Genomic DNA, 18,690 nt, shown 5'->3' on the forward strand with positions numbered 1-18,690 from the left:
GCGGGCGCAGGCCGTGAGGCTCAGGCGCCGAGCTGCGTCCCCACGGAACCGATGACGGCGTCCAGCGGCTGACCGGATCCGTCGCGCTTCGCACCGGACTCCGGAAGGGTGCGGGAGGCCCCGTCCGTTCCGACGGCGAGGGCATCGGCGGGGCCGGCCCACGCGAGGCGCAGCCGATCCTCGCCCTTGAGGAACGCGTGCGCACGGACACCGCCGGTCGCGCGTCCCTTGGCGGGGAACTCCGTGAAGGACGAGACCTTCGCGCGTCCGGCATCCGTCCCGGCGATCGTGCCGTCCGCGCCCGAGATCGTCACGACGATCGCGTCCTCGGCGTTCGCGACGACGGAGAAGGCGATGACGTCCGCGCCCGAGCCCAGCTTGACGCCGGCCATGCCACCGGCCGGCCCGCCCTGCGGGCGAACGGCGGATGCCGAGTAGTGCAGCAGCTGAGCATCCGAGGTGACGAAGACGATCTCGGCCGCGTCCGGGGCGGATGCCGCGCCGACGAGGGCGTCTCCGGCCTTGAGCCCGATGACCTCGGCCTCCGGGCGCACAGGAAGGGCGCTCGGCACGATCCGCTTCACGACACCGGTGCGCGTGCCCATCGCGTACGGCGTGTCGTCGTCGAAGCGCAGCAGGCCGATCACGCGCTCGCTCTTGTCGAGCAAGCCGATGTAGTCGCGCAGGGCGACGCCGGCCGACAGGTGCACCGACGACGACGGCACGGACGGGAGGTCGACGGGGGAGAAGCGCAGCACGCGGCCTGCGCTGGTCACCGCACCGATCTCGCCGCGAGTCGTCGTCGCGATCGATGCCAGGACGGCGTCGTGCTTGCTGCGGCGGGCCGCCGGTGCCAGCACCTGACCGTCGGCGAGATCGACGCGCACGGCCTTCCCCGTGGTGGACAGGACCACGACGGTCGGGCTGTCGGCGATCTGCAGGTCGACCGGCCCCTTGGTGCTGCGCGCCTTCGGGGGAGCGGCGTTGAGGAGCAGCGTGCGCCGGGGCGTGCCATGCGCCTCGGCGGCGGCATCCAGCTCCCTGGCGACCTGGGCGCGCAGCAGCTGCTCGCTCGCCAGCAGCTCGCGCAGCTCGGCGATCTCGGCCTGCAGCTTGTCACGCTCGGCCTCGAGCTCGATGCGGGAGAACTTCGTCAGTCGGCGCAGCCGCAGCTCGAGGATGTACTCGGCCTGCAGCTCCGACAGGTCGAACACCTGGCGCAGTCGACTGCGCGCCTGATCCGAGTCGTCGGAGGAGCGGATGACCTGGATGACCTCGTCGATGTCGAGGATCGCGATCAGGAGCCCCTCGACGAGATGCAGACGCTCTTCACGGCGCGCCAGGCGGAAGCGGCTGCGACGCGTGATCACCTCGAGGCGGTGGCCGACGTAGACGCTCAGCATCTCCTTGAGCCCGAGCGTGCGGGGCTGCCCGTCGACGAGGGCGACGTTGTTGATGCTGAAGGAGTCCTCCAGCGGAGTCAGCCGGTACAGCTGCTCGAGGACGGCGTTCGGGTCGAACCCCGTCTTGATGCCGATCTGCACGCGCAGACCGTGCTGCCGGTCGGTCAGATCGTTGACGTCGCTGATGCCCTGCAGCTTCTTCGCCTGGACGGCATCCCGGATCTTCTCGATCAGCCGCTCCGGCCCGACCATGTAGGGCAGCTCGGTCACGATGATGCCGGTGCGCCGCGGGCCGATCTGCTCGACGGACACCTTGCCGCGCACGCGCAGCGCGCCTCGGCCGTTCGCGTAGGCGTCCTTGACACCGTCGAGGCCCATGAGGATGCCGCCGGACGGGAAGTCCGGGCCCGGCACGTATTCCATGAGCTCTTCCGTTGTGGCATCCGGGTTCTCGAGCAGGTGGATGGCCGCGGCGACGACCTCGATGAGGTTGTGCGGGGCCATGTTCGTGGCCATGCCGACGGCGATGCCGCTCGCGCCGTTGACGAGCAGGTTCGGGAATGCGGCCGGCAGAACCGATGGCTGCTGGAACTGGCCGTCGTAGTTGGGCACGAAGTCGACGACATCCTCGTCGAGGCTCTCGGTGAGAGAGAGCGCCGACGCCGCGAGACGCGCTTCGGTGTAGCGGGACGCCGCCGGTCCGTCATCCAGCGAGCCGAAGTTGCCGTGACCGTCGACGAGCGGGACGCGCAGCGCGAAGTCCTGCGACAGGCGCACGAGCGCGTCGTAGATCGCCGAGTCGCCGTGCGGGTGCAGCTTTCCCATCACCTCGCCGACGACGCGGGCGCTCTTGACGTGCCCGCGGTCTGGACGCAGACCCATCTCAGCCATCTGGTACAGGATGCGGCGCTGCACGGGCTTGAGGCCGTCGCGTGCATCGGGGAGTGCTCGGGAGTAGATCACCGAGTAGGCGTACTCGAGGAACGAGCCCTGCATCTCGCCTTCCAGGTCGATGTCCTGGATGCGCTCCTCGACGGGCTCGGCTGATTCGGTGCGGGGCATGGACTTCCTGGAACGTCGCGCAGCCTGTGAAAGACTGACTCGGGTGTCATCGATTCTACCGATCACCTCTGCCACGGCCCGGCATATCAGCGGGGTGGCGGCCGACCTCGTCGGTGCTCTGCGCGGCGGGACGGGATCCCTCGCACCGGCGCGTTCTGCCGTGATCGTCGTCGTGGACGGGCTGGGCGCCATCCAGCTGCGCGCGCATGCGGGGCATGCCCGTCGGCTGACGGCGGGAGTGGGCCGGAAGGACGTCGCGCACTCCGTCTTCCCGAGCACGACGGCCTCGGCCCTCACCTCGCTGTTGACGGGTGCCGACCCCGGCAGCCATGGTCTCGTCGGCTACCGCGTGCTCGACAGAACCCGCGACCGCCTGGTGAACCTGCTCTCCGGATGGGAGAGCGATCACATCGACCCGCTCGCCTGGCAGCCCCGCCCAACGATCTTCGAGACGGCTGCGGCAGGCGGGAACCCCGCGTACGCGATCGGACTGGCCGCCTATGCTCGCAGCGGATTCTCCCAGGCGACCCTCCGCGGCGCCGAGTTCGTGGGGGTCGCCTCGGCCGCCGAGCGCCTGAGCGTCGCCTACCAGTTGGCGGCGGACGTCCCGGGATCGCTCATCTACTGCTACGTGCCGGAGATCGACAAGGCCGGGCACCGGTACGGCGTCGATTCGCCGGAGTGGATCGCGGCGCTCGAGGATGTCGACCAGGCGCTCGCGCCGCGTCCTCCTGCGGGTGCGGGCGTCCTCATCACCGCTGATCACGGCATGGTCGACGTGCCCGCGCACCGCCAGGTGGTTCTCGACGAGGGCGACGGCCGCCTCGACGGCGTCCGTCACATCGGCGGCGAGCCGCGGATGCTCCACGTCTATCTTGAGCCCGACGCCGATCCCGCCGCCGCACTGGAGCGCTGGCGCGTCCTCAGCGAGGGCGACGCCGATGTCCTCTCGCGCGCAGAGGCGATCGCGGCCGGACTTTTCGGCGCCGAGGTGACTGATGCCGCGCAGGCGCGGATCGGCGACCTGCTCGTCGCCGCACGCGGCAACAAGGCCTTCTACGACGGGACGGCTGAGGACCAGCGTTCACGCGGCATGATCGGTCAGCACGGATCGGTCACGCCGGAGGAGCGGCAGGTGCCGTTCATCCGCAGGGGTGCTTTCGCAACCTGAAGGGCGGAGTCCTCCGCGGCTCAGGCTGCAGGGTTAGTCGTCGGTCCGCGCGCCGAAGACGATCTCGTCCCAGGACGGCATGGCGTTGCGGCGCCGGCGGCGTCCGCCGGAGTCCTGTGCGGGCTCATTCGCCGCCGGGCGCTCCTCGGGGACCTCAGGCTCGTCGTCGGGTTCGTCGAGAGCGTCGAACAGCGCGATCGGGCTGGACGTGCGCGCGGGCGCGGCATCCTCGTCGAAATCGTCGACGAGCGGCGCGCTCTCGCGCTGACCACGCCGACGCCGCAGGGCCTCGAGCAGGTCGGCCGTCTCGGCGCTCGTGGTGGTCTGATCGGGCGCACGGTTGATCGCGGCGGCCTGGGCGGCAGGGCCCGAGCGCTCGGGAAGCGACGGCTCCTCGACCTCGGCCTCGGGTGCCGGCAGCAGCCGCGGCCCGAAGGCGCCGGAGTCGAACCGGCTGTCGTCCTTGTACGGGGACTCCGCCTTCGCCGTATCCACCGCGCGCAGCCGCGGGATGAGCCCGTCGGGGAGCGAACCCTGACGGGAGAGCTGCGTCGCATCGGCGTTCAGCGGCGAGAGCACGCTGCGTCGCGGGTCGAAGCTCCAGCGGGCGTCATGGGCGACCTCGCTCGCGGTGAACTCCAGCTTGATGATCCAGCCGGATTCCTCCTTCCAGCTCGCCCAGCGCTCGGCTTCGGCCGCGACGTCCGAGAGCTTCGCACGGATCGCGGCACCGAATGTCGGCTGCGCATCGGGCTCGACCTCGCTGCCGATGAGGACCGGGACGGCGAGCGCCTGACCGACGACGTGCTCGCGTTCGGCGAGCACGGGGCCCTCGAAGCGCTCGACCAGTTCGACTCCGACCCCGAGCAGCTCGGCCGTCTCGGCGGCCGAGAGACCGGAACGGATGTGCGCCTGGATCTCGCGCGGGCTGACGGTGACGCGCGGCTTCTCATCGTCGTCGCGACGGCGGGCCCGGCGGATCTCGCGGTGCAGCACATCGTCGATGGCGAGCGCGAACCGCTCGCCGGAACCGGTGGCGAGGATCAGCAGGTCGTCTTCCGTGCCGACGATCGTGACGTTTTCCATGCGAATGCCCCTCTGATGGCTGTCCGTTCATGGTGCCACGCAAGGTCGGGCGGGAACGGGAATAGACCGGGCGCGCCGTCAGTTTGATCAGTGACGCGAAGCGGCATTTGCCAAACGTGCCGTCATCGTGCAAACTATGGCCGCCGCTTACCCGACGGCGCACCGCCCACTAGCACCATGAAAGTGGAGATCTACCGCATGGCAACCGATTACGACGCCCCCCGAAAGAGCGAAGACGACTCCGAGTCGATCGAAGCCCTGAAGGAGCGTGTGCCGGACAAGCTGTCCGGCGCGACCGGGGATGAGGACTCGGACAACCCGTCCAGCTTCGACCTCCCTGGTGCAGACCTCTCGGACCTCGAGCTCGACGTCGTCGTGCTGCCCGCACAGCAGGACGAGTTCACCTGCATGAGCTGCTTCCTCGTGAAGCACCGCTCGCAGCTGGACCACGAAGGTGCAGACGGTCCCATCTGCAAGGAGTGCGCTGCCTGACCGCAGACGCGCTGACGTTCATGCGCCCCGGCCCCTCGGGCCAGGGCGCATCGTCGTCTCAGCGGGCGTCGGCCTCGGCCTCGGCCTCGCGGATCGCAGCTGCCAGCCGGTCGGGCGTCCGCGTGGAGATCGTCCAACTGGGCACAGGATCGTCAGGGTCGGTGTTCTCCACAACCACCACGCCGTCGATGCCGCCGCGGAGCAGGTGCCAGCCGCGGGCCGGAAGACCGGTGCCGCGCGCCGTGCGTGCTTCCTCACCGGTGTGCTCCGTCACATCGCCGAGCCAACGCGCATCGATCTTCGCGCGGCCCGCGTGCAGGGTGGTCCCCTCGATGCGGATGGCCGGAGAGCCCGCGATGAGTGCCACGATCAGCGCGAGCGCCGCAGCGACGCCGATGAGCAGCGCGAGCAGAGAGCCGAGCGGCGTGAACGTCAGCATCACCATGGGCGCTGCGACGGCGGCCGTGACGAGCATCCACAGGCTCGGCGATAGCCGCTCTCGATAGCGGCTACGGGATTCGGCGGTGGGGTTCTGCATTAGCCTCGTGGGGTGAGCGATTCCATTGATCTCCCCATTATCGCGTCTGTCCTGCCCGCATACGCGCACCCCGGCGACGCCGGTGCGGATCTTGTCGCGGCCGAGGCCGTGCGCCTCGAGCCGGGGGAGCGGGCGCTCGTGCCCACCGGCGTGCGTATCGCGCTCCCGGACGGCTATGCCGCGTTCGTCGTCCCGCGCAGCGGCCTCGCAGCCAAGCACGGCATCACGATCGTGAACGCGCCAGGCACGGTGGATGCCGGCTATCGCGGCGAGATCAAGGTGAGTCTGCTCAACACCGACAGCTCGAGCGCGTACGATGTGGCGGTCGGGGACCGGATCGCGCAGCTGATCATCATGCCGGTGACCCGGGCGAGATTCATCCCGGTCGACGAACTCGACGAGAGCGCGCGCGGCGCTTCGGGCTTCGGCTCGACGGGGTACCAGGCGCAGAGCGCCGACCAGGTAGGAACCACGAGATGACTGAAGAAGAGACCACCCAGCCGAGCTCCAAGTCCGCTCCGGCGAACCGTGCGAGCGAAGGCCCGTTCGACGAGTCCGAGGCCAACCCGGTCCGGCCGTACATCGACCTCGGCGGGATCAAGATCCTGCCCCGCGAGGGGCTGAACCTGCGCCTCGAGGTCGAGGAGCAGTCCAAGCGCATCGTCGCGGTCGGTCTCGACTACGCTGATTCGTCGCTGCAGGTGCAGCCGTTCGCGGCACCCCGCACGCTCGGCCTCTGGCACGAGACCCGGATGCAGCTCGTCGACCAGGTCCGTCAGCAGGGCGGGCGCGTCGAGGAGCGCGAGGGTCCGCTCGGCAAGGAACTCCTCGCCGAGGTCCCCGGCCCCGCCTCCGAGGGATCGAACCTGCACCTGGCGCGCTTCGTCGGTGTGGACGGCCCCCGCTGGTTCCTGCGCGGCGTCATCGGCGGCGCTGCCGCGTCGGCCCCCGAGGCGGCGGCCAAGGTCGAGGACCTCTTCCGCTCGATCGTCGTGGTCCGTGGCGGCTCTCCGATGCCGCCGCGTGATCTGATCCCGCTGAAGATGCCCGCGACTCCGGGCTCGGCGTGACCTCCGACGATCGGACGCCCCCGCCGGCATCCGCATCCGACATCATCGGAGCGGCCCTGGGCGGTGCGGCGCGCAAGGCGGGGCTCGACCCTGCCGAGGACGCCAGCACTCAGAAGGTCGTCTGGTCCGCCATGGGCGGGTGGCGCGGCATCCTGGAATCCGTTCTGCCGAGCCTCGCCTTCGTCACGCTCTTCACGATCAGTCCCGAACCGCTCATCCTCTCCCTCGGCGTCTCGGTCGGACTCGCCGCGGTGTTCACGATCGTGCGTCTGATCCAGAAGTCTCCGTCGTCGGCGGCTCTCGGCGGGCTCATCGCCGCTGCTGCGGCGGCCGCACTCGCAGTGTTCACGGGCCGCGGCGCGGACAACTTCGTCCCCGGCCTCATCACCAACGCCGTGTACGGCACGGCGTTCCTCGTCTCCGCGCTGATCGGCTGGTCGCTGATCGGGATCGCCGCCGGGTTCCTCATGGGGGATACCACGGGCTGGCGCTCCGACCGCCGCAAGCGCCGCGCGTTCCGCTGGCTCGCGATCGCCTGGGCGGCGCTCTTCTTCGCGCGCCTCGCCGTGCAGCTGCCGCTGTACCTGACCGATCAGGTCACGGCGCTCGGAACGCTCAAACTCGTGATGGGGCTGCCGCTGTTCGCACCCCTCATCGCCGTCACGTGGCTGGTGGTCCGGGCGCTGTACGCGCGCGCGTCGACGGAGGAATCGGCATCCCTGCCGTGATAGATTTATCTTGACATCAAGATAAATTTCGGTCTTCCGCCGCGGCCTGCTCAGGCGCACACTGTTAGGTGCACCTTGCTAGCCGCAGGCGGCCCGGGCGAGCAAGATGGAAGCGCCTGTCGCTCCCACAGATGAGAAGGAGACGGATTCGTGTCCACGGTGAACAGCTTCGGTGCCAAGAGCACCCTGACGGTCGGCAGCACCGACTACGAGATCTTCAGGATCGACACGGTTCCCGGCTTCGACAAGCTGCCGTTCAGCCTGAAGGTGCTCCTGGAGAACCTGCTCCGCACCGAGGACGGTGCGAACGTCACCAAGGAGCAGATCGAGGCGCTGGGATCCTGGGATGCTTCCGCCGAGCCCAACACCGAGATCCAGTTCTCCCCGGCCCGCGTGGTCATGCAGGACTTCACCGGTGTGCCCTGCATCGTCGACCTCGCCACCATGCGCGAGGCGGTCACCGCCCTCGGTGGCGACCCGAACAGGATCAACCCGCTCTCGCCCGCCGAGATGGTCATCGACCACTCCGTGATCGCCGACCTGTTCGGCACCGAGAACGCCCTCGAGCGCAACGTCGAGATCGAGTACGAGCGCAACGGCGAGCGCTACCAGTTCCTGCGCTGGGGCCAGACCGCGTTCAACGACTTCAAGGTCGTCCCCCCTGGCACCGGCATCGTCCACCAGGTCAACATCGAGCACCTGGCGAAGGTCATCTACGACCGCACCAACGGCGGCGTCCTGCAGGCCTACCCCGACACCTGTGTCGGCACCGACTCGCACACGACCATGGTCAACGGCCTGGGCGTGCTCGGCTGGGGCGTCGGCGGCATCGAGGCCGAGGCCGCGATGCTCGGCCAGCCCGTCTCCATGCTCATCCCGCGCGTGGTCGGCTTCAAGCTCACCGGCGAGATCCCCGCCGGGGTCACCGCCACCGACGTGGTCCTCACGATCACCGAAATGCTGCGCAAGCACGGCGTCGTCGGCAAGTTCGTCGAGTTCTACGGCGCGGGCGTGGCATCCGTGCCGCTCGCGAACCGCGCCACGATCGGCAACATGTCGCCGGAGTTCGGTTCGACCGCCGCGATCTTCCCGATCGACGACGTCACGACCGACTACCTGCGTCTGACCGGCCGCGACGAGCAGGCTATCGCCCTCGTCGAGGAGTATGCGAAGCTGCAAGGTCTGTGGCACGACGCGGACAACGAGCCCGTCTTCAGCGAGTACATGGAGCTGGACCTCGGCACCGTGGTGCCCTCGATCGCCGGCCCCAAGCGCCCGCAGGACCGCATCCTCCTCTCCGAGGCGAAGACGCAGTTCGAGCGGGACATCGTCAACTACGCCGAGCCGTCGACCTCGGACGACATCGTCGACCTCGAGTTGATGCTCTCGTTCCCGGCATCCGACCCAGGTGCAGCGCCCGGCGACGAGGAACACGACCCCCACCCCGTTCACATCTCCAGTGGCGTGGAGGGCACCTCCAAGCCGGTTCCGGTGACCACCCCTGACGGCGAGAGCTACATCCTCGACCACGGCGCGGTGACCCTGGCGGCCATCACCTCGTGCACGAACACGTCCAACCCGTCCGTCATGATCGCCGCCGGTCTTCTCGCCCGCAAGGCGCGCGAGAAGGGTCTGAAGCAGAAGCCGTGGGTCAAGACGACGCTCGGCCCCGGCTCGAAGGTCGTCACGGACTACTACGAGAAGTCCGGCCTCGACAAGGATCTCGAGGGCCTCGGCTTCTACACGGTCGGCTACGGCTGCACGATCTGCATCGGCAACTCCGGTCCGCTGATCGAAGAGGTCTCGACGGCGGTCAACGAGCACGACCTCGCCGTCACGGCAGTCCTCTCCGGAAACCGCAACTTCGAGGGACGCATCAGCCCCGACGTGAAGATGAACTACCTCGCATCGCCGCCGCTCGTGGTCGCGTACGCGTTGGCCGGTTCCATGCACTTCGACTTCGAGGCGGATGCCCTGGGCACCGACACCGACGGCAACGACGTGTTCCTCAAGGACATCTGGCCCGCTCCGGCCGAGATCCAGGACATCATCGACTCGGCGATCTCGCGCGAGCAGTTCATCAACCAGTACGCCACCGTGTTCGACGGCGACGAGCGCTGGAAGAACCTGCCCACGCCGACCGGCCCGGTCTTCGAATGGGACCAGGACTCGACGTACGTCCGCAAGGCGCCGTACTTCGACGGCATGTCGATGGACCTCACCCCGGTCACCGACATCACCGGCGCGCGCGTCATGGCGACGCTCGGCGACTCGGTCACGACCGACCACATCAGCCCGGCCGGAAACATCAAGATCGGCACGCCCGCGGCGAAGTACCTCGAGGAGCACGGCGTGCGCCAGAAGGACTTCAACTCGTTCGGCTCGCGCCGAGGCAACCACGAGGTGATGATCCGCGGCACGTTCGCGAACATCCGTCTGAAGAACCAGCTCGTCCGTGCCGTCAACGACGGCGTCGAGGTCGAGGGCGGGTTCACCCGCGACTTCACGAAGCCGGACGCTCCGCAGTCGTACATCTTCGACGCCTGCCAGAACTACCAGGCGGAGGGCATTCCGCTGGTCGTCTTCGGCGGCAAGGAGTACGGCTCCGGCTCGTCGCGCGACTGGGCGGCCAAGGGCACGAGCCTGCTGGGCGTCAAGGCGGTCATCACCGAGAGCTTCGAGCGCATCCACCGCTCGAACCTGATCGGCATGGGCGTCGTCCCGCTGCAGTTCCCCGCCGGCGAGAGCTGGGAGTCGCTGGGACTCGACGGCACCGAGATCGTCTCGATCACCGGTCTCGAGGAGCTCAACAACGGCACCACGCCCAAGACCGTCCGCGTGACGGCCGAGCCGAGCCAGCACTCGCCCGAGGGCAAGCAGACGGTCGAGTTCGACGCCGTCGTCCGCATCGACACACCCGGTGAGGCCGACTACTACCGCAACGGCGGCATCCTGCAGTACGTGCTGCGTTCGCTGGTCTGACACCGCAGGAGGGGTTCGGATGCTCGGGCATCCGGGCCCCTTCCGCGTTTCCCGATCGGGGTATTCCCGGCTGCCGGCGGTAGCATCGAGAGGTCGTCCTCCATCCGTGAAGGCGATCGGTGAAGACGTTCAGGAGGTGCTGATGCCCATTCTTCCCGGCATCACCGGACCGCGCGATCTCGACCGGCTGAGCACGTCTCAGCTCACGACGCTCGCCGGCGAGATACGGACGTTCCTCGTCGAGAACGTCTCGCGCACGGGTGGGCATCTGGGCCCCAACCTCGGCGTCGTCGAACTGACGATCGCGTTGCATCGGGTCTTCGAATCGCCCGACGACCCGATCATCTTCGACACCGGGCATCAGTCGTATGTGCACAAGCTCCTGACCGGCCGCCAGGACTTCTCCGCCCTGCGCGTGCGCGGTGGACTCGCCGGCTACCCCCAGCGCAGCGAGAGCCCGCACGACGTCGTCGAGTCCTCGCACGCGTCCAGTTCGCTCAGCTGGGCCGACGGCGTCTCCCGTGCGCTCTCGGCCACCGGCCGCGACGACCGCCACGTGGTCGCCGTCGTCGGCGACGGCGCGCTGACGGGCGGTATGACGTGGGAGGCGCTCAACAACATCACCGACGACAACGACCGCAACCTCGTCATCGTCGTCAACGACAACGGCCGCTCCTACGCGCCGACGATCGGCGGCATGTCCCGGTACCTGAACCGCGTGCGCACGGCCGCGGCCTACAAGGACCTGCACCACCGCTCGGACCGGCTGTTCCGCGCGTTCGGCCCGGTGGGACGTGCCGTCTTCCGCGGCGTCCGCGGCGGAACGCACGGGTTCCTCTCGCGCTTCACGAACAACGAGGCGCTCTACTCCAACCTCGACATCAAGTACCTCGGCCCCGTCGACGGGCACGACATCCAGGCGCTCATCGAGACGCTCGAACTGGCGAAGTCCTACGGGGCACCCGTGATCGTGCACGCCATCACCGAGAAGGGCCGCGGCTACCAACCGGCGCTCGACGACGAGGCCGATCAGTTCCATGCCGTCAACCGGATCGATCCGGCCACGGGCGAGTCCCTCGGCTCGAGCAGCACGGGATGGACCGACGTGTTCTCCGACGCGCTCGTCCGCGTCGGAGAGCGAGACCCCCGCGTGATCGCCATGACCGCCGCCATGCTGCGTCCGACCGGACTCGCACCATTCGCCGAGCGGTTCCCCGATCGCGTGTACGACGTCGGCATCGCCGAGCAGCACGCGGTCGCCTCGGCCGCCGGTCTCGCGTTCGGCGGCCTGCATCCCGTCGTCGCGCTGTACGCCACGTTCATGGGGCGCGCGTTCGACCAGGTGCTCATGGACGTCGCCCTGCACAAGGCAGGGGTCACCTTCGTCCTCGACCGCGCCGGGGTCACAGGTCCAGACGGTCCGAGCCATCACGGCATGTGGGACCTCGCGATGCTGCAGATCGTTCCGAGCATCCGGATCGCCGCGCCGCGCGACGGGGTGCGCCTCGCCGAGGCTCTGGACGAGGCCGTCGCCGTGGATGACGCACCCACCGTGATCCGATTCCCCAAGGGTACGGTCGCCGACGACATCGATGCGATCGAGCGGCTGGACGACGGCGTGGACGTGCTCTCGCGCGGTGAGAGCGAGGACGTCCTCATCGTGGGCATCGGTCCGTTCGCGGCCCTCGCGATGGACGTCGCGGCGCGGTTGCGTGCACAGGGCATCGGTGCGACGGTGGTGGACCCGCGCTGGGCGATCCCCGTGCAGCCCTCGATCGTCGAGCTCGCAGCGCGGCACCGCCTCGTGATCACCCTCGAGGACGGCATCCGCGTCGGAGGCATCGGCACCCGCGTACGCCAGGTGCTGCGCGAGGCGGGCATCGACACCGCCGTCGACGAGCTGGGTCTTCCCGACGAGTTCATCGATCACGCCTCGCGCGATCAGATCCTGGCGGATGCCGGGCTCACCGCGCCGAAGATCGCGCAGGACGTCGTCGCCCAGGTGCTCGGCACCCGCATCCCGGTCGCTCGCAACGCGGGGGAGACCGGGGCGATCGATCTGCCTCTGCACGAGCGCCGCTGAGCCTGGACGGCGCCCCTCAGTTCAGAGCGTGCAGGGCTGCCACGGCCTCGTGGTGACGGTCGCCGGCGCGCATCGCCTGCGAGAGCAGATGCCCGTCGGTCAGCGCGTCTCCGGTGATCATGACGGAGAGCACCTCGACGCCGCACGCGTGCAGGGTTTTCTCGGCGCACTCCTGGAGCACGCGGATGCCCAGCTCGGAGTTGTGCGGCAGCTCGTCGCCCTCGAGCGTGCGGATGACGTCGCGCAGCGCCGCACCGACGATGTTCGCCGCGCGCTCCTTGACGTTGACGACGTCGAGCTCGAACACGCGAAGGTCGCGACCCGTGGCGATCGGCCGCCACTCGAAGGAGGCGTGCACGAGGTGCTGGTGGCCGGTCGCGCCGGTGAGCTGCCTGGCCGGCAGGTCGGTCGATCGCACCCGCACGTCGATCAGCTTGTACCAGTAGAACATCGGGAACGCGCCGTGCGTGCCCGGCTGCAGGGCCACGACCTCACCGGCCGTGCCGCGCCCGGTGCGCACCGCACGGGAGTTCGCCCGCCGGATGATCGGCTTGCCGTTGCGCGTTCGGATCGCAGCCCACCCCTCGTCAACCGTGACGAGGAAGAGCTTGAGCAGCATCGGGACCACCAGCAATGTGGTGAGAACCGCGGTTCCGCTCTTCACGAGCGTGGACATCCCGGCGTTGCTGAAGATCGACAAGAACGCGTCCATGGCTCCACCTTCGCCCATTCCGCGGTGCGCTGATGTCGACGAGCGCCTTCACGACGAGGTGTTCACCATGATTTTCCTCGGTGTTACGCAAAAAGGGCGGCGCCGGGCGAAACGCCCGACCCCGCCCTCTCGGTGTGAGCGTCAGCCTCCGATGCCGCGGATCTGCGGGGTGTGGAAGCTCGCGCCGAACACCCGCTCCGATGCGCCCTCGCGGTCGAGGTACGGCGAAGCGCCGCCGTCGATGAACGGCCAGCCGGCGCCGAGGATCAGGCACAGGTCGATGTCCTCGACCTCGGGGACGACCTTCTCGTCGAGCATGAGCTTGATCTCCTGTGCGAGACCGTCCTGCACACGCTGCAGGATCGTCTGCGCCGATGCCGGCGACGAGCCGACGTGCCCCTTGAGAGCCTTCTCCGCGGCCTTCGTCCAGCCGGTCACGCGGCCGCCCTTGTCCTTCTCCACGACCTGGTCGAGCTCGGCGAGAGCGTGGAAGTTCTCGTTCGCGTAGAACCGGTCGGGGAAGTGGCGGACCATGGTGTCCTGCACGTGGGCTGCGACCTTCCAGCCGACCAGGTCGATGAGCTGGAACGGGCCCATCGGCAGGCCGAGCGGCCCGAACGCCTTCTCGACGTCGGCGACCGGCGTTCCCTCGTACACGGCGCGCGCAGCCTCGCCCATCACCTTCGCGAGCAGGCGGTTCACGACGAAACCGGGAGCGTCGGCGGTGAGGACGGCGTTCTTGCCGAGTCCCTTCGCGACGACGAACGCGGTCGACAGCGTCTGCTCATCGGTGGTCGGAGTCTTCACGATCTCGATCAGCGGCATGACCGCGACCGGGTTGAAGAAATGGAAGCCGACGAGGCGCTCGGGGTGCGCGAGCTTCGCGCCGATCTCCTCGACGGACAGCGACGACGTGTTCGTGGCGAGGATCGCGTCCTCGGCGACGATCTTCTCGATCTCGCCGAAGACCTGCTGCTTGACGCCGACCTCCTCGAACACGGCCTCGATCACGAAGTCGCAATCCGCGTACTGCGTCTTGTCCGTCGTGCCGGTCACGAGAGCCCGCAGCTTGTTGGCCGAATCGGAGTCGAGGCGGCCCTTCTGCTCGAGCTTGCCGATCTCGTCGTGGATGTAGGCGACACCCTTGTCGACGCGCGCCTGGTCGAGGTCGGTGATGAGCACCGGCACCTGCAGCTTGCGCACGAACAGGAGCGCGAACTGGCTGGCCATGAGACCTGCACCGATGATGCCGACCTTCGTGACCTTCTTCGCCAGCGCCTTGTCGGGGGCCCCGACCGGACGCTTCGCCCGCTTCTGCACGAGATCGAACGCGTACATGGATGCCGCGAACTGATCGCCCGTGACGAGTTCGGCGAGGGCTTCGTCCTCGCGGGCGAAGCCCTCGGCCTTCGTGCCGCTCTTGGCCTTGTCGAGCAGGTCGAGAGCCGCGTACGGAGCCTTGGGCATGGTGCCGATCTTCGACTCGAGCATGCCGCGCGCGACCTTGATCGCGATCGGCCACTTCGTCAGGCGCTCGATCTTGCCCGGCTCGTTCTTGCGCTCGACCTTGGTCTTGCCGCTGAGCACGCTGTCGGCCCATGCGAGCGAGTTCTCGAGGTAGTTCGCGGCGGGGAAGATCGCGTCCATGATGCCCAGGTCGAACGCCTGCTGAGGCTTCAGCATGCGGTTCTGCTTGAGCGGGTTCGAGATCACGACCTCGAGCGCGTTCTCGATGCCGATGAGGTTCGGCAGCAGGTAGGCGCCGCCCCAGCCGGGGATGATGCCGAGGAACACCTCGGGCAGCGCGATGGCCGCGGCCGAGGCATCCACCGTGCGATAGGTCGAGTTCAGTGCGATCTCGAGGCCACCGCCTAGCGCCAGCCCGTTGACGAAGGCGAAGGAGGGCACGCCGAGGTCGCCCAGCGATCCGATGACCTTGTGGCCCAGCTGCGCGATGAGCTGCGCCTGCTCCTTGGACTTCAGCATCGAGATGTCGGACAGGTCGGCTCCGGCGGCGAGGATGTACTGCTTGCCGGTGATGCCGACGGCCTGGATCTCGCCGGCCGCCGCGCGCGTCTTCACGGTCTCGAGCGTCTTGCCGAGTTCCGTGAGCGTCGCAGGACCCAGCGTGTTCGGCCGGGTGTGGTCGCGCCCGTTATCGAGCGTGATCAGAGCGAGGACCTTGCCCGAAGGCAGGCGGACGTCGCGCACGGTGGAGTGCGTGACGACCTCGACGCCCTCGGCCGGGTCGACGATGGACGAGAAGTCGATCTTGTCGTAGTCGGTCATTCCTGCATCCCTCACTTGCGCTTCTTGCCGTCGTAGAACGGGTTCTCCCAGATGACCGAACCGCCCTGCCCGAGACCGACGCACATCGCGGTCAGTCCGTAGCGGACGTCGGGACGCTCGGCGAACTGAGCCGCCAGCTGGATCATCAGGCGGACGCCGGATGCCGCGAGCGGGTGGCCCAGCGCGATCGCACCGCCCCACTGGTTGACCCGAGGGTCGTCGTCAGCGATGCCGAAGTGGTCGAGCAGCGAGATCACCTGGATGGCGAACGCCTCGTTGAGCTCGAACAGTCCGATGTCGTCGATGGTGAGCCCGGCCTTCTTCAGGGCCTTCTCCGTCGACGGGATCGGACCGATGCCCATGATCTCCGGCTGCACGCCCGCGAAGGCGAACGAGACGAGCTTCATCTTCGGCTGCAGGCCGAATTCCTTCACGGCGCCTCCGCCGGCGAGCAGCGACATGGTCGCGCCGTCGGTGAGCGGCGAGGAGGTTCCGGCCGTGACACGCCCGTGCGGACGGAACGGCGTCTTGAGAGCCGCGAGGTCCTCCATGGTGGTCTGCGGGCGACGACCCTCATCCTCGGTGGCGAGGCCCCAGGCGCCGTCAGCGTCCTTCACGGCGACGGGGACGAGGTCGGGCTGGATCTTGCCGGCGTCGTATGCGGCCTGCACCTTGTGCTGGCTGAGCATGCCGAAGCGGTCCGAGCGCTCCTTGGTCAGGTGCGGGAAGCGGTCGAAGATGCGCTCGGCGGTTACGCCCATGTTGAGCGCTCCGGGGTCGACCATCTTCTCCGCGACGAAGCGGGGGTTCGGGTCCGCGTTGCCGCCGATCGGGTGGTGGCCCATGTGCTCGACGCCGCCGGCGAGGGCGAAGTCGTACATGCCGACGCCGATCGACGCGGCCATGGTCGTCACGCTCGTCATGGCGCCGGCGCACATGCGCTCGACGGCGAGGCCGGGCACGGTGTTCGGGAGACCGGCGAGGATCGCGACGGAGCGTCCGAGCGTGAGGCCCTGGTCGCCGGTCTGCGAGGTCGCGGCGATCGCGACGTCATCGATGCGGTCGGCGGGGACCGCGGTGTTCCGCTCCATCAGGCCGATCGTCGCCTTTACGGCGAGGTCGTCCGCGCGGGTGTTCCAGTACATGCCTTTTTCGCCGGCGCGGCCGAAGGGCGTGCGCATTCCATCGACGAAGTAGACGTCCGAGATCTCGGCCACTCTGCCTCCAAGGGTTGGGATTGATCTCAGCCTAGGAGCGGGTGCGGGGCGGCAGGAATCGGTTGGATCGAACCTACGAGCCGGGAGCGATGGCCGGGTCGGGCGATTGCGCGGCTTCTACAAAGGCATCCACGATCTTCTGTGCAGTCTGCTCAATCTGCCAGGGGCGAGCGCCCAGCGCCGCGAGCTCCGCGCCGACCGCATCCGTCGTCAGCGCCGGGGGAGCCCAGGCGAGTCTGCGCAGCGATTCCGGCTTCAGAAGGTTCTCCGTCGGCATGTGCAGGCCCTCTGCGACCTCCTCGATCGCCGGACGAGCAAGCTTGAGGCGCGCGTCTGCCTCCGGGTTGCGGTCCGCCCAGGCGCGCGGCGGGGGGAGTGCGTCGCTCGGCACTCGGGTCTTGGGGAGATCCTCGGTCTCGCGCCCGCGGACGATCGCCTTCCACCAGCGGTCGAGCTCGGTGCGGCTGGCGCGTCCGGTGAACGCGGATACGCCCGCCAGCGCCTGCTTGGACTGGGGTCCGGCGAGAACGGCGGCGACGAGCGCGCGGTCAGGTACCAGCCGACCGGGCGAGGTGTCCTGCTGCTGCGCGTATGCCTCGCGCGCTTCCCACAGCGACCGTGCCACGGCCAGATTGCGCGCACCCTTCACCTGGTGCAGGCCGCTCAGCCGGCGCCATGGATCCTCACGAGGCGGACGCGGGGGCTGGGCGAGGGTGGCGGAGAACTCCTGGGCGGCGAATTCGACCTTCTGCTGCTCCTCGAGCTCCTCGGCGATCCGGTCGCGCACGTCGACGAGGTGCAGGACGTCGAGGGCCGCGTACTCCAGCCAGGAGGCGGGGAGCGGGCGGGTCGACCAGTCCGCCGCGGAGTGCTCCTTCTTCAGCGTGATGCCGATGGTGTCCTCGACGACCGCCGCGAGGCCGACCCGCTCGTGGCCGAGCAGACGCGCCGCGAGCTCCGTGTCGAAGATGACGGACGGCTCGAGTCCGAGCTCGCGCAGCGAGGGAAGGTCCTGGCTGGCGGCGTGGAACACCCATTCGGCATCGCCGATCGCCGCCTGCAGCGGGGAGAAGTCGCCCAGGGCCGGGGCATCGAAAAGGAACACCCCGGCGTCGCGGCGGTACACCTGAACCAGGTACGCACGCTGCGAGTAGCGGAAGCCGGACGCGCGTTCGACGTCCACGGCGACCGGGCCCGTGCCCGCGGCCAGGATCCGGCATGCCTCTTCGAAACGGGAGAATTCGTCGATGACGGAGTACTCAGTCACGACCTGCCTTTCGCGCGCCGAACACGGCGATGTTCTCTGAGCCGGGCGGGAGACCGGCGAGCATGCCGACCAGTTCGGCCCATGCTTCGACGTGCGGCCGGAACGGCTCTTCCGGCGTCCAAGAAGAGCGTAGTTCGATCTGGGCGCCGTCGCCTTCCGACGCGAGAGATCCGAATCCCTTCGAGAGGGTCTTCGTCGAGGTTCCGGATGCCGAGTGATACCCGGCATCCCGCGAGTCGAGGGCATCGACGAGCCACGACCAGGTGACGTCGGCGAGGAGCGGGTCCGTGCCGATCTCGGGCTCGAGCGGGGCCTGGGCGAAAACGACGATGCGCCACGGGCCGCCCCATGCTCCTGGCTGGTCCGGATCGTGCAGCAGCACGAAGCGTCCGCTGCCGTAGATCGAGGTGCCGTGCTCGTCGGGCCTGACCTCGGCGGCGAGGGCGATCGAGAACGGCGCCAGGCCCTGGGGTGCGGCGATCTCGTGCACGACGATGTCGCTGCGGAAGGTCGTCGCGCGCAGATCGTCGGCGACGCGGTCGAACCACGCTCCGGCGTCAGGGTGTGCGCTCACGGTGTCAGGCTAGAGT

Annotated in this window: 15 protein-coding genes; 7 read left to right on the forward strand and 8 right to left on the reverse strand. The window is 68.8% G+C overall.

The genetic code is table 11. The features are described 5' to 3' along the window. Nucleotides 1-20: 20 nt before the first annotated feature. A complete protein-coding gene (locus HWX58_RS06620) occupies nt 21-2,465 on the reverse strand; it encodes a DNA gyrase/topoisomerase IV subunit A (protein WP_175986231.1) in 2,445 nt (814 codons plus the stop codon). Between the two features lie 43 nt (nt 2,466-2,508). On the opposite strand from HWX58_RS06620, the gene HWX58_RS06625 reads away from it, so the two are divergent. After that, complete coding sequence (locus tag HWX58_RS06625; RefSeq protein WP_250646136.1) at nt 2,509-3,636, forward strand: alkaline phosphatase family protein; 1,128 nt, start codon at nt 2,509-2,511, stop codon at nt 3,634-3,636. A gap of 33 nt (nt 3,637-3,669) precedes the next feature. Here HWX58_RS06625 and sepH read toward each other — a convergent pair whose 3' ends face one another. Next, nucleotides 3,670-4,722: a septation protein SepH gene (gene sepH / locus HWX58_RS06630; RefSeq protein ID WP_175986232.1), complete on the reverse strand. Its 1,053-nt coding sequence runs from the start codon at nt 4,720-4,722 to the stop codon at nt 3,670-3,672. Nucleotides 4,723-4,920: 198 nt separating this feature from the next. Here sepH and HWX58_RS06635 point away from each other — a divergent pair, with 198 nt between their 5' ends. Further along, on the forward strand, nt 4,921-5,214 hold the full coding sequence (locus HWX58_RS06635; protein WP_147038819.1) for a DUF4193 domain-containing protein: 294 nt from the start codon (nt 4,921-4,923) through the stop codon (nt 5,212-5,214). 58 nt (nt 5,215-5,272) lie between these two features. Here HWX58_RS06635 and HWX58_RS06640 read toward each other — a convergent pair whose 3' ends face one another. Then, nucleotides 5,273-5,752 (reverse strand): DUF3093 domain-containing protein, encoded by a 480-nt coding sequence (locus HWX58_RS06640; RefSeq protein WP_175986233.1) that lies wholly within the window; start codon nt 5,750-5,752, stop codon nt 5,273-5,275. 24 nt (nt 5,753-5,776) lie between these two features. On the opposite strand from HWX58_RS06640, the gene dut reads away from it, so the two are divergent. The 5 genes from dut (at nt 5,777) to dxs (ending at nt 12,615) form a co-directional block, all read left to right on the forward strand. After that, nucleotides 5,777-6,232, forward strand: a complete 456-nt coding sequence (gene dut / locus HWX58_RS06645; protein ID WP_438268246.1) for a dUTP diphosphatase — start codon at nt 5,777-5,779, stop codon at nt 6,230-6,232. Continuing rightward, nucleotides 6,229-6,822, forward strand: coding sequence for a DUF3710 domain-containing protein (locus tag HWX58_RS06650; protein ID WP_175986235.1), 594 nt, complete (start codon nt 6,229-6,231; stop codon nt 6,820-6,822). The genes dut and HWX58_RS06650 overlap by 4 nt, the downstream gene beginning before the upstream one ends. Further along, nucleotides 6,819-7,550, forward strand: coding sequence for a DUF3159 domain-containing protein (locus HWX58_RS06655; protein WP_175986236.1), 732 nt, complete (start codon nt 6,819-6,821; stop codon nt 7,548-7,550). The genes HWX58_RS06650 and HWX58_RS06655 overlap by 4 nt, the downstream gene beginning before the upstream one ends. A 150-nt stretch (nt 7,551-7,700) precedes the next feature. Further along, nucleotides 7,701-10,532, forward strand: coding sequence for an aconitate hydratase (locus HWX58_RS06660; RefSeq protein ID WP_175986237.1), 2,832 nt, complete (start codon nt 7,701-7,703; stop codon nt 10,530-10,532). 142 nt (nt 10,533-10,674) lie between these two features. Beyond that, complete coding sequence (dxs, locus tag HWX58_RS06665; protein ID WP_175986238.1) at nt 10,675-12,615, forward strand: 1-deoxy-D-xylulose-5-phosphate synthase; 1,941 nt, start codon at nt 10,675-10,677, stop codon at nt 12,613-12,615. Nucleotides 12,616-12,631: 16 nt separating this feature from the next. On the opposite strand, the gene HWX58_RS06670 is transcribed toward dxs, so the two are convergent. The 5 genes from HWX58_RS06670 to HWX58_RS06690 form a co-directional block, all read right to left on the reverse strand. After that, nucleotides 12,632-13,327, reverse strand: coding sequence for an SPFH domain-containing protein (locus HWX58_RS06670; RefSeq protein WP_175986239.1), 696 nt, complete (start codon nt 13,325-13,327; stop codon nt 12,632-12,634). A gap of 141 nt (nt 13,328-13,468) precedes the next feature. Then, nucleotides 13,469-15,616 carry a 3-hydroxyacyl-CoA dehydrogenase NAD-binding domain-containing protein gene (locus tag HWX58_RS06675; RefSeq protein ID WP_175986240.1) on the reverse strand — a complete coding sequence of 716 codons (2,148 nt, stop codon included), beginning with the start codon at nt 15,614-15,616 and terminating at the stop codon, nt 13,469-13,471. Nucleotides 15,617-15,627: 11 nt separating this feature from the next. Then, nucleotides 15,628-16,833: a thiolase family protein gene (locus HWX58_RS06680; protein WP_175986241.1), complete on the reverse strand. Its 1,206-nt coding sequence runs from the start codon at nt 16,831-16,833 to the stop codon at nt 15,628-15,630. 73 nt (nt 16,834-16,906) lie between these two features. Then, nucleotides 16,907-18,100 carry an HRDC domain-containing protein gene (locus HWX58_RS06685; protein WP_175986242.1) on the reverse strand — a complete coding sequence of 398 codons (1,194 nt, stop codon included), beginning with the start codon at nt 18,098-18,100 and terminating at the stop codon, nt 16,907-16,909. Then, a complete protein-coding gene (locus HWX58_RS06690) occupies nt 18,093-18,674 on the reverse strand; it encodes a DUF3000 domain-containing protein (protein WP_175986243.1) in 582 nt (193 codons plus the stop codon). The genes HWX58_RS06685 and HWX58_RS06690 overlap by 8 nt, the downstream gene beginning before the upstream one ends. Between the last annotated feature and the right edge of the window lie 16 nt (nt 18,675-18,690).

Source organism: Microbacterium tenebrionis (assembly GCF_903645325.1).
Lineage (GTDB): Bacteria > Actinomycetota > Actinomycetes > Actinomycetales > Microbacteriaceae > Microbacterium > Microbacterium tenebrionis.